The organism is Chthonobacter albigriseus (genome assembly GCF_013839445.1).
GTDB classification, from domain to species: domain Bacteria; phylum Pseudomonadota; class Alphaproteobacteria; order Rhizobiales; family Pleomorphomonadaceae; genus Chthonobacter; species Chthonobacter albigriseus.
This window is the reverse complement of sequence record NZ_JACDIT010000011.1, coordinates 1-11,482: the sequence shown is the minus strand read 5'-3', so window position 1 is coordinate 11,482 and position 11,482 is coordinate 1. Positions and strand designations below refer to the sequence as shown.

Genomic DNA, 11,482 nt, shown 5'->3' with positions numbered 1-11,482 from the left:
GCCGATTCTATTCAGCGGCGTCACTGATCATGTATCCCGCTCCGCGGATGGTCTGCAGGAGCTGCCGTTCGAAGCCCTTGTCGATCTTGGCGCGCAGCCGCGAGACGTGGACATCGATGACGTTGGTTTGCGGGTCGAAGTGGTAGTCCCAGACGTTCTCCAGCAGCATCGTCCGAGTCACCACCTGGCCGGCGTGCTGCATCATGTATTCCAGCAGCCGGAACTCGCGCGGCTGCAGCGGGATCTCCTGGTTGCCGCGGGACACGGTGTGCGTCAACCGGTCGAGGGAAAGGTCGCCGACCCGGTATGTAGTCTCCACCGAGCTCGGCTGGTTGCGGCGGGCCAGCACCTCGACGCGGGCAAGGAGTTCGGAGAAGGCGTAGGGCTTGGTCAGGTAGTCGTCTCCGCCGGAGCGCAGGCCCTTCACCCGGTCGTCCACCTGGCCGAGGGCGGACAGGATCAGGACCGGAGTGCGGTCCTGCCGGCGGCGGAGATCCTCGATGATGGCAAGTCCGTCGCGCTTGGGCAGCATGCGGTCGACCACGAGCACATCGTAGCCGCCGGCTTCTGCCAGCTGCTGGCCGGCATCGCCGTCCGGAGCATGGTCGACGCTGTGCCCGGCCTCCACCAATCCCTTGGCGAGGTAGGACGCCGCTTCCCGATCGTCTTCGATGATCAACACGCGCATGGGCGAGGACGATAGACGAGTCGGGCCGCATTAGCGATGCGGCGGGGTGCGGCGGCCATGGCGCGCCGCACCCCGATTTCGGTCAGGCGAGGCCGAGCGCCACGAAGCGGACGTCGTCGCCGGACTGGACGCGGAGCAGCACCGCCTTGCGGCCGGCGTCGGCGGCGGCCTTCAGACCCTCCTCGACGTCGCGCGGGGCCGACACCGGCCGGCCGGCGACCTCGAGGATGATGTCGCCCTGGCGGATGCCCTTCTCGGCCGCCTTGCCGTCGGGGTCGAGATCGGTGACGACCACGCCCGCCTCGCCGGCGCCGGAGGCGCTCGCCGGGGCGAGCGACAGGCCGTAGCCCTCCAGCGAAGCCGGACCGGTCTCAGGCTCGATCGAGGCGCGCTGCTGCTCGTCCGGCAGCGTGCCGAGTTCCACCTTCACCGTGCGCTTGGCACTGTCGCGCCAGATCTCCACGTCCACCACCGTGTCCGGCGCGTAGCCGGCGATGGTGCGGGCGAGTTCGCGGGCGTCGTTCACCGGCTGACCGTTGACGGAGAGAATGGTGTCGCCGGCGCGGATGCCGGCCTTGGTCGCGGGCGATCCCGACTGCGGCTGGGTCACCAGCGCGCCCTTGGTGGACTCCAGGCCGAGCGAGGCGGCGAGATCGTCGGTCACCGGCTGGATCTGCACGCCGAGCCAGCCGCGGACGACCTTGCCGTCGTCCATCAGGTCGCGGATCACGGTTTCCGCCGTGGCGGCGGGAATGGCGAAGCCGATGCCGACCGAGCCGCCGGACGGCGAGAAGATCGCCGTGTTCACGCCGATCACCTCGCCGGTCAGGTTGAAGGCGGGGCCGCCGGAGTTGCCCTTGTTGATGGACGCGTCAATCTGGATGAAGTCGTCGTAGGGTCCGGCGCCGATGTCGCGGCCGCGTGCCGAGACGATGCCGGCCGTCACGGTGCCGCCGAGGCCGAACGGGTTGCCGACGGCCACCACCCAGTCGCCCACCCGGGTATCCCCCTTGGAGAAGGCGACGTGCGGAAACTGGCGCTCCTCGTCGATCTTCAGAAGCGCGAGATCGGTCTTCGGATCGGTGCCGATCACCTTGGCGGAGAGTTCCTCGCCGTCGGTGAGCACGACCGTGACCTCCTCGGCGTTCTCCACCACGTGGTTGTTGGTCACCACGTAGCCGTCGGCGCTGATGATGAAGCCAGAGCCCTGGGCCTGGGCGAAGCGGGGGCCGCCGGGGCCTTCACCGCGTCCACCCGGGCCGCCAGGCATCCCGGGCATGCCCGGCTGACCGGGCTGACCCGGCTGACCGAAGCGGCGGAAGAACTCGTTCAGCGGGTGGTCGGGCGGGATGTTCGGGATGCCGGTAACGCGGTCGCCGGCTGCTTCCGGCGTCTTGGCGCGAATCGAGACGACGGCCGGCTGCACCTTCTCCACCACGTCGGCGAAGCTCAGCGGCTGCTGGATCGCGGCGGATAGGTTCTGCGCGAAGGCGGGCGTACCGACGCCGCCGATCACCTGGCCGGCAACGGCTCCGCCGACCACACCGGCGACCACGCCGGCCAGCAGCGTCTTGCGGAAAGCAGACTTTCCGGTCCGGTTGGACGGGTTGTCGAGGGACATGCATGACCTCCAGCTACGGAAAAACGGTTCGCGGCGGGACCTTCGACGGACCCGGTCGCAAGCCTCGATAGAGGACCACGCTTGAAACCGGCAGGAGTTCCCGACCGGCAGTGAGATGGGGTGGTTGGCCGCGACCGCCCACATCTGTCGGATTAAATCTTGGTAAGGTTCACCGCTCGGCCGGAGCGTCACCGGCCAGAATACGATCGAGCGCGCGGGTCTCCTCGGCCGACAGCCCGGGTTCGGGCGTTGCGGCCGCACGTGCGGCGCGTCGCCGATACGCCAGGAAGGCGACGCCGCCGCCCAGGATGAGGATCGCCGGCGCGGTCAGCCACAGGACCAGGGTTTCGGACTTGAAGCGCGGCTTCAGGAGAACGAACTCGCCATAGCGGTCGACGAGGTAGTCCAGCACCTCCGCGTCGCTGTCGCCGGCGGAGATCCGCTCGCGCACCAGGACGCGGAGGTCCTTGGCGAGTTGGGCGTCGCTGTCGTCGATCGACTGGTTCTGACACACCATGCACCGGAGTTCGGTGGACAGCGCCCGCGCGCGCGCCTCCTGCGCTGGATCCGGGAGCCGTTCGCTCGGCTGCACCGCGAGCGCGGGTCCGCCGGCGAGTGCGGCGAGGACGGCGAAGGCGGCGAGCCGGCGGCGCATGGTCGTCACTCCGCCGCGACGGGCGCGGCGCTGGCGCGCGCAGGCTTCGGCGCGCCCACGCGCAGGCGGCGGTCCGACAGGGAAAGCCCGCCGCCCAGCATCATCACCAGCGCGCCGAGCCAGATCAGTGTCACCAGTGGCTTGTCCCACATCCGCACGACGATGCCGCCGTCGCCGGTCTCGTCGCCGAGGGTCAGGTAGAGCTGGGAGAAGCCATGGGTGACGATGGACGCTTCGGTCGTCGGCATCTGCCGCACGGTGTAGAAGCGCTTGGACGGGTCGAGCTTGGCCACCACCACGCCGTCCTGGCGCGCGGTCATGTGCACAACGAGTTGGTCGTAGTTGGGTCCGCGGGAGCGGTCCGTGCCGTCGAAGGTGATCTGGTAGCGGCCGATGGCGGCGGTGTCGCCCGGCTTCATCACCGTGATCGTCTCGGACTGGAAGCTCGTCACCGCCACGATCCCGAGCAGCGTCATGCCGAGGCCGGCGTGGGCCACCGTGGTTCCGTAGGTGGAGCGCGGGAGCCCCGCCAGCCGGCGCAGCCCGACCATGAACCCGACCTCGCGGAAGCGGGCGCGGCTGACGAGTTCCGACACCGCGCCCACGATCAGCCACGCCGCGAGACCGACGCCGAGGATGGCCAGGATCGGCCCGCCGGATGTCGCATAGGCGACGACCGCGACCGTGACGATCGCGGCGGCGAAGGCGAACCAGAGCCGCTGGGTGGCGGCGAGAAGGTCGCCGCGCTTCCAGGCGAGATAGGGCCCGAAGGGCACCGCCATCAGCAAGGGCACCATCAGGGGGCCGAAGGTGAGGTTGAAGAAGGGCTCGCCGACCGAGATCTTCTCGCCCGTCAGACCCTCCAGCACCAGCGGATAGAGCGTTCCGACCAACACCGAAGCGCAAGCCGCCGTCAGGATGATGTTGTTGAGGACCAGCGCGCCCTCGCGGCTGATCGGGGCGAACACGCCGCCCTGCGTCAGCGTGGAGGCGCGGAGGGCGAACAGCGTCAGCCCGCCGCCGATGAACAGGCAGAGAATGACGAGGATGAACACGCCGCGGGCCGGGTCGGTGGCGAAGGCGTGCACCGAGGTCAGCACGCCCGAGCGGACGAGGAAGGTTCCGAGCAGCGACAGCGAAAAGGTCAGGATGGCGAGCAGCACCGTCCAGATCTTCAGGGCGTTTCGCTTCTCCATCACCACGGCCGAGTGCAGCAGCGCGGTGCCGGCCAGCCACGGCATGAAGGAGGCGTTCTCAACCGGATCCCAGAACCACCAGCCGCCCCAACCGAGCTCGTAGTAGGCCCAGTAGGACCCCATGGCGATGCCGGCGGTGAGGAAGCACCAGGCCGCCAGCGTCCAGGGCCGGACCCAGCGCGCCCACGCGGCGTCGATGCGCCCCTCGATCAGCGCGGCGATCGCGAAGGCGAAGGAGATGGAGAAGCCGACGTAGCCGAGGTAGAGCAGCGGCGGGTGGATGGCGAGGCCGATGTCCTGCAGGACCGGATTGAGGTCGCGGCCCTCGTAGGGCGCGGGGTCCAGCCGCAGGAAGGGGTTGGAGGTCGCCAGGATGAAGGCGAGGAAGGCGACGGTCACCCAGCCCTGGACGGCCAGAACGTTGGCCTTCAGCGACGCCGGCAGATTGCGGCCAAAGGCGGCGACCGCGGCGCCGAAGATCGCCAGGATCAGCACCCAGAGGAGCATAGAGCCCTCGTGGTTGCCCCAGACGCCGGTCACCTTGTAGAGCATCGGCTTCAGCGAATGCGAGTTCTCCACCACGTTCACGATGGAGAAGTCGGAGACCACGTAGGCCTGCGTCAGTGCGGCGAAGGACAGCCCGATCAAGGCGCATTGGGCGAGCGCCGCAGCCGGCGCCACCGCCATCAGCGCCGCATCCCGTCGCCGGGCGCCGATGATCGGCACCACGGACTGCACGAGCGCCAGCGCGAGCGCCAGAACCAGGGCGAAGTGACCGATTTCAGCCGTCATCGAAGCGCCGCCCTCTCAATTGGTGCTGGAAGCCGGCGTGGTGGAGACCTCTTTGTCCCCCTCCCAAACGCCCTGCGCCTTCAGCGAATCCACGACTTCCTTGGGCATGTAGTTCTCATCGTGCTTGGCCAGCACGGTGTCGGCGGCGAACACGCCGTCGGCCCCGAGCGTCCCTTCGGCCACCACGCCCTGCCCTTCCCGGAACAGGTCCGGCAGCAGTCCTTTGTAGGTTACCTTCACGTCGTTGACAGTGTCGGTCACGGCGAAGGCCACCGTCGCGTCGTTGCGCTGGACGGTCCCTTCCTTTACCAAGCCGCCGATCCGCAGCCGCTGGCCCGGCGGGGTTCCCGCGGTCGCCAGGTCGGTCGGCGTCTTGAACAGGGCGATCTCGCCGCTCATGGCGAAGAGCACGAGGCCCACCGCCGAGGCGAGGACCGCGCCCGCCACACCGATCAAGACCAGCCGCTGCTTCTTGCGCGTCAGCGCCATGACTTTCTTCCGTCCTCAGTTGGCGATCCCGACGTCCCGCGCCACGCCGTCGATGGCGGCGAGAACCTCGGGCTTGTCCTTGAAGGTTTCGCGAGCCCTGTCGTAGGCCGCCTTTGCGTCATCCTTGCGGTCGAGGACGGCGTAGGCGCGGATCAGGCGCTGCCAGCCTTCCGAATCCTGCGGTGCGTCCGCCAACCGGGCGGCAAGCTGCTCGACCATGCCGTTGATCATCGCCTGCCGGTCGGCATCCGACATCTCCGCAGCCGCTGCGACGTCTGCGGACGAAGGGCCCGGCGCCGGTGACCCGCCTTCGGCGACGGGTGCCCCCACAGGTTCGCGTGGCTGCGGTCCCGGCGTGTCCGCCGGCAGTCCGGCGGCGGCGAGGGCCTTGCCGCGGTTCTCCGCAACCGTCGCCATCCAGGGGGCGTCGGCGGCGGACCGCTTGGTGATCTCGTCGTACTCGGTCACCGCCTCCTTGTGGCGGCCGGCCTGCATCAGCCCGAGGGCGCGGTAGTAGCGCGCCTTGATGCGGTCCGGGTCGGCGGCAACCGCCGCATCCAGCGCCGTCTGCGCCTCGCCCGTCACCATGCCCTGGTTGGCGGCGACGAGCGTCTCGCCGAAGGCTTCCTGAAGCTGCGGATCGGGGCCCTGCAGTTCGATCAGGCGGCGATAGGCGTCCGCGGCGTCGCCCATACGGCCCAGCCGCTGATAGGTCGGCGCGATGACGCGCCAGCCGTTCGCGTCGTTCGGATTGTTCAGAAGATGCGCCTCGATGCGGCCGATGAGATCGCCGAGATCGCTGGGATCGGCAGGCGCGGCCAGGCGGGGCGCCAGAGGCTGGCCGGGAACGTCGGGCGATCCGAGGCGGACGTAGACGCCAAGCGACACGATCGGCACGAATAGGATGCTCGCCAGTGCAATGCCCTTCGCCCAGGAGCGCGTCTGCGGCCCGGTCACGTTCGCGGCGCTGGCCTTGAGGACCCGGCGGGCGATCTCGGTGCGCGCGGCCTCGGCTTCGGCGGGCCCGATCAGACCCTGCTCGCGATCGCGGTCGAGTTCGGCCAGCTGGTCGCGGTAGACCGCCACGTCATGGCCGGCGGCCGGCGATCCCGGTTCCGTGGAACGTCGGGACAGCGGCGCAATCACGGCCAGCGTCGCCGCCGCGGTCAGCGCAGCGAAAAGGATCCAAAGCAGCATCGAACCGTCATCCCGGCGGTCGGTGTCGACCGGTCGCCCGTCACATAAGCCGTTCGGGCGGGTTCCTCAATGACATCCGTCAAACAGTCGCACGGGGGTGGCCGCGTCAGCCCGCATTCGGCAGCGAGCCGCGGGCGTTCATCGCCTTCTCGCGGGCGCGGCGGAGGATGGCGGAGTGTTCTTCGCCGAACATCAGTTCGGAAAGCTTCAGGAGCGTGTCGGATGCGGCGATGCTATCGGTCCGCAGGCTGCCTACGGCCTTGCGCAGTTGATCCAGCAAACGCTGGCCCAGCACCTCGATCGACTGTTCGGTCGTGGTGGTGACGCGAGTCACCATTTCGTTCACGGCCAGACTGTCCTTGCACTTGCGGACGGCCACCAGAACCGATGTGGCGCGGATGGCCTCGATCTCGTCGACCTGCGACGGCCGTTCCTTGTCGTCCACCCGAAGCGCGCGGCGGACGCTCGGAACGATGCCCTCCACGTCGAGCGTGACCAGGTCGGACATCTGCTTGCGCAACCCGGCCAGCGTCTGCCGCCATGTCGCATCGTAGTCGAACTCGAGCGCCGTGGTCAGTGCGCGGACCATGTCGTGGTAGCGCTTGATCTCCTGGACCAGCCCTGCGATCTCTTTGGGGTCTCGGCGGATCTGCTCGTAGCGGATGACGGAGCGCTCCACACAGGCTAGAGCCACGTCGATGAAGCAGCTGGCGGGCGTTCGCCGGATATCCACCGTGTCGGACGAGCCGGCCACTGCGATCGCGACGCGGGCAAGCGTCACCGGACTGGCGATGCGGCTGCGGATGGCGGCCGCAACCCAGGGAGACTCGCCCGGCTGCTCGACGACGAAGGATACCACCTGCTCGACCAGCAATCGCTCGGAGGTTTCGCTGGCGATCACGCCGGACGGCAAGCGGCCAAGCAGTCGCTCGATGCTCGGCAGCCGGTCCTGGATGGCCAGCATGTCGAGGAGATCGAGGTGGCTGCGTTCGCCGCCCAAGCGGGCTATGAAGCGCTGGCGGGCCTTGGGCTCGCCCTGCGTTTCGCGGTCGAGGCGGGCGAGTTCGGCGAAGCCCGCGACCCGCAGCGCACGCAGCGCCTGCCGCATCTCGGGCTCACCGGGATACTGGTGGAGGATTTCCGGATCGAGCCAGTGGGCGAAGGTGTCCGGCATCGCCTTGCGGATCAGGTAGGACCAGATGCCCTCCACGGAATCCGCGCAGATCAGTCCTTCCTGCTTGCGCTGCAGTCGTTCGTCGATCACGAAGAGGTCGAAGGGTTCGAAGAACCAGCCCTTCACCTTGGCCGGATCCGGAACGACCGGGCCCTTGGAGGAGGCGCTGCGGGCGGCATCCAGGATGAGCTTCAGTTCCTCGTCCAGATGCGCAGCTTCGCCGGCCTGTTCCAGGGTGCGCAACAGCATGGCGCGAGCACCCGGGGACAACCCGTTGAGATAACTCAGTACCTTGTCTTGAACGATCCGGCCCTGCCCCATTGCACGCTGCTGTCCGCAGCCTCCCCTAGCGCGAAGGAAGCGTTACTATGGGCGAATAGTCGTTGACGAAATGTGAGCAGTCTCCGTCTCTTGTACGATATCACGGGGTTTTTCGCGAAGCGTGCAAACAGAAACGGGGGCGACGTCGTCGCCCCCGCTCCCTCGGTTGAATTGACCAGGCTGGTCAGCCGACCGGACGCCAAGTCCCATCCGGGTTCCGGCAGGCCGTACCGCGCGCCACTTCCGGGCGGCCGTCGATGTAGACGGTGTTGGTGTACTCGCGGCACTGCGAGTTGTTGACCACGTAGGCCGGGCCGGTCTGGACGTCGCCGTAGACGCCCGACTGGGGGTTGTTCCAGCGCTGCGAACGGCCGGTCTCCAGCGCCTGATACTGGGACTGGTAGTAGTACTGCTGGTCGTTCTGGTCGAGGCGGGCGCCGATCTGGTTTCCGAGGAAACCGCCGACGAGGGCGCCGGCGGCGATCGCCGCGACCTTGCCCGAGCCCGATCCGAAGGCCGATCCGAGGGCCGCGCCGCCGACCGCGCCGGCAAGCGTTCCGAGCGTGGCGTTGTTGTTGCGGGGGGCGTACGGATCCGACGCGCAGCCTGCGAGCGACGTCCCGATGAGAGCCACCGCGATGAGTTTCTTTGCAACCATGGTCTTCCCGTCTCCTTCACCCGCGCCGCGCGTCCCTGGCCCGGGACAGCCGGCAAGTCATCCCTAGCCGATGTGGCAGAACTCGCGAATTCCCGTTCCGTTCCTTGCAAAGGATCGTGGCCGAATTGCGTGCGCCGACTCGACCTCGTGCTTTGCCGTAATCCTGCAATTCCACCATCACCGTTAACGCCCGGTTAACTCTGCGGCAGTTGCACGGACACCGCGAGCCCGCCGAGGTCGGAGCGGGTGAAGGCGAGGCGGCCGCCGTAGACCTCGACCAGTTCGTCGACGATCGAGAGCCCCAGGCCGGATCCGGGCACGCTCTCGTCTAGGCGACGGCCGCGGCGGAGCACGTCCGGCATCCGGTCGTCGGGAACGCCGGGGCCGTCGTCCTCGACACGGATCGTCACCATCGGGCGGCCGGCGGCGCCGTCGGGCTCGGCGGAAACGGTGGCGCGGACCTCGCTGCGGCCGAATTTGCAGGCGTTGTCCATCAGGTTGCCGACGAGTTCGTCGAGGTCGCGTCGCTCCATGCGAACCTTCAGGGTTGCGGGCCCTTCCGTCGCGATCCGCAGCCCCTTGTCCGGGTAGGCGCGCCGCAGCACCGCCGCGACGCCGTCGACCGATCGCATCACTTCGGCGGTGGTGCCGACGAAGCGGCGCTCGGCGGCCATGCGGGCGCGGTCGAGGTAGCGGTCGACCTCCGCCTTCATCACGCCGACCTGCTCGGCGACCTTCACGGCGACCGGGGTGTCCTCCGCGCGCGCTTCGTTGAGAATGACGCTGAGCGGCGTCTTCAGGGCGTGCGCAAGGTTGCCGACGTGGCTGCGGGCGCGTTCCACGATGGCGCTGTTGGCCTCGATGAGAGCGTTGAGTTCCTGGGCGAGCGGCGCGATCTCGCGCGGCATCTCGCCCTCCAGGCGCACCGCCCGGCCCTGGCGGATGGCCGCAAGCGAGGCCCGCATCGTCTCCAGCGGCTTCAGGCCGAGGTAGACCTGCAGCACGGTGGCGAACACCAGGCCGAGGGCGAAGACGGTCAGCGTGAGGAACACCCGCAGCTGGAAGGCGGCGATATCGGCTTTCAGTTCGTCCGCGTTGCCGGCGACGGCGACGTCGAGCTGGCGGTCGGCGCCGATGCGGACGCGCTGGACCACCAGCCGCAGCTCCGTGCTGGAGGGCCCGATCACGTAGGATCCGGCCACGGTGCCATCCCTGGGCGGTTCGGGCACCTCCAGCAGTTCGCCGAACAGCGAGCGCGAGGACGCCGTGACGAAGCCGGTGCCGGGGTCGCGCACCAGCCAGTACCAGCCCGACAGCGGCAGGATGAAGCGCGGCTCGCCTAGATTCTCCAGGTCGGGCGCCTCGCCCTCGCCGGCGGCGGCGACGCGGCCGGCGAGCGTCTTCTGGTAGACCGCCAATCGAGCATCGAAGGAGCGCTCCAGGCTGGTGCGGTAGAGTTCGGACAGCAGGAATCCGGCGCCGGCCAGGGCGATCGCGCTCCAGATGGCGGCCGAGACCACCAGCCGCAGGGCCAGCGAACGGTGGCGGCCGGGCTCAGCCATGGCCGCCGGAGACGATGCGGTAGCCGAGACCGCGGACCGTCTCGATCAGGTCGACGCCGAGCTTCTTGCGCAGGCGCCCCACGAAGACCTCGATCGTGTTGGAATCGCGGTCGAAATCCTGGTCGTAGAGGTGCTCGACCAGTTCGGTGCGCGAGACCACCTTGTCCTTGTGCAGCATCAGGTACTGGATCAGCCGGAACTCGTGCGAGGTGAGCTTCACCGGGTTGCCGTCGACGGTCAGCCGGCCCGCCTTCACATCCAGGCGGACACGGCCGATCTCGATCTCGTTGGAGGCGTGGCCGGCGGCGCGGCGCATCAGCGCGCGGAGGCGGGCGAGCACCTCCTCCATGTGGAACGGCTTGGCGACGTAGTCGTCTGCGCCGGCGTCGATGCCGGCGACCTTGTCGGACCAGCGGTCGCGCGCGGTGAGGAGCAGCACGGGAACGGCGCGGCCGGCGCGTCGCCAGGCTTCCAGCACGCTGAGGCCGTCCATCTTCGGCAAGCCGATGTCCAGCACCACCGCATCGTACGGCTCGGTGTCGCCGAGGAAATGGCCCTCCTCGCCGTCGGTGGCGGTGTCGACCACCCAGCCGGCATCGCGGCAGGCGGTGGCCAGCTGGCGGAGAAGGTCCCGGTCATCCTCAACGATCAGCACGCGCATGGCCGTCAGCGCCCCAGGATCTCGCCCGTGCGGGCGTCCACAACCACCGTCACGATCCGGCCGCCGCCGGTCATCACCGCAAGGCGATAGACCAGGCCGCCGCCCGCCTCGCAGAGCTCCGCGTTGACGATGTCCCCGTCCACGGCCCGGGCGATGGCGCTGAGGCGCATCGCTTCGCCGCTGGCGATCGCCCGCAACGCCTCGCGCGCCGAAAGGCAGGCGGCCTCGGCGGGCGTAGCGGCCGCCAGGACGAGAGCGAAGGCGGCGGCGAAGGGTCTGGAGAACCGGTCCGTCATGGCGCGAACCATAGGTGGGTTCGTCTGAACCGTCCATGAATGCGCGGGATTGTTCACCCCATTGAGATGATCCAGGCCTCGCCGCGCGCGCCGGCTCCGCCCGCGCCGCTGTCGGCGCCGTTGGCGGAAGCGCCGCCGCCGCCACCGCCGCCGCCCGGCGCACCGCCGGCCC

11 protein-coding genes are annotated in these 11,482 nt (G+C 69.0%); all 11 read right to left on the bottom strand.

What is annotated here, in order from left to right; all coding sequences use genetic code 11:
- Window positions 1-7: 7 nt before the first annotated feature.
- Entirely contained in the window at window positions 8-688 is a 681-nt protein-coding gene (locus tag HZ321_RS19905; protein WP_181704161.1) for a response regulator transcription factor, read from the bottom strand.
- Window positions 689-770: 82 nt separating this feature from the next.
- On the bottom strand, window positions 771-2,309 hold the full coding sequence (locus HZ321_RS19900; RefSeq protein WP_181704160.1) for a Do family serine endopeptidase: 1,539 nt from the start codon (window positions 2,307-2,309) through the stop codon (window positions 771-773).
- Window positions 2,310-2,478: 169 nt separating this feature from the next.
- On the bottom strand, window positions 2,479-2,964 hold the full coding sequence (locus HZ321_RS19895) for a cytochrome c-type biogenesis protein (RefSeq protein ID WP_181704159.1): 486 nt from the start codon (window positions 2,962-2,964) through the stop codon (window positions 2,479-2,481).
- Window positions 2,965-2,969: 5 nt separating this feature from the next.
- Window positions 2,970-4,952, bottom strand: a complete 1,983-nt coding sequence (locus HZ321_RS19890; RefSeq protein ID WP_181704158.1) for a heme lyase CcmF/NrfE family subunit — start codon at window positions 4,950-4,952, stop codon at window positions 2,970-2,972.
- A 15-nt stretch (window positions 4,953-4,967) separates the two neighbouring features.
- Window positions 4,968-5,435 (bottom strand): cytochrome c maturation protein CcmE, encoded by a 468-nt coding sequence (ccmE, locus tag HZ321_RS19885; RefSeq protein ID WP_181704241.1) that lies wholly within the window; start codon window positions 5,433-5,435, stop codon window positions 4,968-4,970.
- 21 nt (window positions 5,436-5,456) lie between these two features.
- Window positions 5,457-6,638, bottom strand: a complete 1,182-nt coding sequence (gene ccmI, locus HZ321_RS19880; RefSeq protein WP_181704157.1) for a c-type cytochrome biogenesis protein CcmI — start codon at window positions 6,636-6,638, stop codon at window positions 5,457-5,459.
- 106 nt (window positions 6,639-6,744) lie between these two features.
- Window positions 6,745-8,061, bottom strand: a complete 1,317-nt coding sequence (locus HZ321_RS19875; RefSeq protein WP_181704156.1) for a hypothetical protein — start codon at window positions 8,059-8,061, stop codon at window positions 6,745-6,747.
- Between the two features lie 256 nt (window positions 8,062-8,317).
- Window positions 8,318-8,791: a glycine zipper 2TM domain-containing protein gene (locus HZ321_RS19870; RefSeq protein WP_181704155.1), complete on the bottom strand. Its 474-nt coding sequence runs from the start codon at window positions 8,789-8,791 to the stop codon at window positions 8,318-8,320.
- A gap of 194 nt (window positions 8,792-8,985) precedes the next feature.
- Window positions 8,986-10,353 carry a sensor histidine kinase gene (locus HZ321_RS19865; RefSeq protein WP_181704154.1) on the bottom strand — a complete coding sequence of 456 codons (1,368 nt, stop codon included), beginning with the start codon at window positions 10,351-10,353 and terminating at the stop codon, window positions 8,986-8,988.
- On the bottom strand, window positions 10,346-11,014 hold the full coding sequence (locus HZ321_RS19860) for a response regulator transcription factor (protein ID WP_181704153.1): 669 nt from the start codon (window positions 11,012-11,014) through the stop codon (window positions 10,346-10,348). Before HZ321_RS19860 ends, HZ321_RS19865 begins: the two co-directional genes overlap by 8 nt.
- A 5-nt stretch (window positions 11,015-11,019) precedes the next feature.
- Window positions 11,020-11,310 (bottom strand): PepSY domain-containing protein, encoded by a 291-nt coding sequence (locus tag HZ321_RS19855; RefSeq protein ID WP_181704152.1) that lies wholly within the window; start codon window positions 11,308-11,310, stop codon window positions 11,020-11,022.
- Window positions 11,311-11,482 lie beyond the last annotated feature (172 nt).

Bases quoted from the DNA above. Each gene is read 5' to 3' on its own strand.
- HZ321_RS19905 (WP_181704161.1), bottom strand. From the start codon at position 688: ATGCGCGTGTTGATCATCGAAGACGATCGGGAAGCGGCGTCCTACCTC.
- HZ321_RS19900 (WP_181704160.1), bottom strand. From the start codon at position 2,309: ATGTCCCTCGACAACCCGTCCAACCGGACCGGAAAGTCTGCTTTCCGC.
- HZ321_RS19895 (WP_181704159.1), bottom strand. From the start codon at position 2,964: ATGCGCCGCCGGCTCGCCGCCTTCGCCGTCCTCGCCGCACTCGCCGGC.
- HZ321_RS19890 (WP_181704158.1), bottom strand. From the start codon at position 4,952: ATGACGGCTGAAATCGGTCACTTCGCCCTGGTTCTGGCGCTCGCGCTG.
- ccmI (WP_181704157.1), bottom strand. From the start codon at position 6,638: ATGCTGCTTTGGATCCTTTTCGCTGCGCTGACCGCGGCGGCGACGCTG.
- HZ321_RS19875 (WP_181704156.1), bottom strand. From the start codon at position 8,061: ATGCTGTTGCGCACCCTGGAACAGGCCGGCGAAGCTGCGCATCTGGAC.
- HZ321_RS19870 (WP_181704155.1), bottom strand. From the start codon at position 8,791: ATGGTTGCAAAGAAACTCATCGCGGTGGCTCTCATCGGGACGTCGCTC.
- HZ321_RS19865 (WP_181704154.1), bottom strand. From the start codon at position 10,353: ATGGCTGAGCCCGGCCGCCACCGTTCGCTGGCCCTGCGGCTGGTGGTC.
- HZ321_RS19860 (WP_181704153.1), bottom strand. From the start codon at position 11,014: ATGCGCGTGCTGATCGTTGAGGATGACCGGGACCTTCTCCGCCAGCTG.
- HZ321_RS19855 (WP_181704152.1), bottom strand. From the start codon at position 11,310: ATGACGGACCGGTTCTCCAGACCCTTCGCCGCCGCCTTCGCTCTCGTC.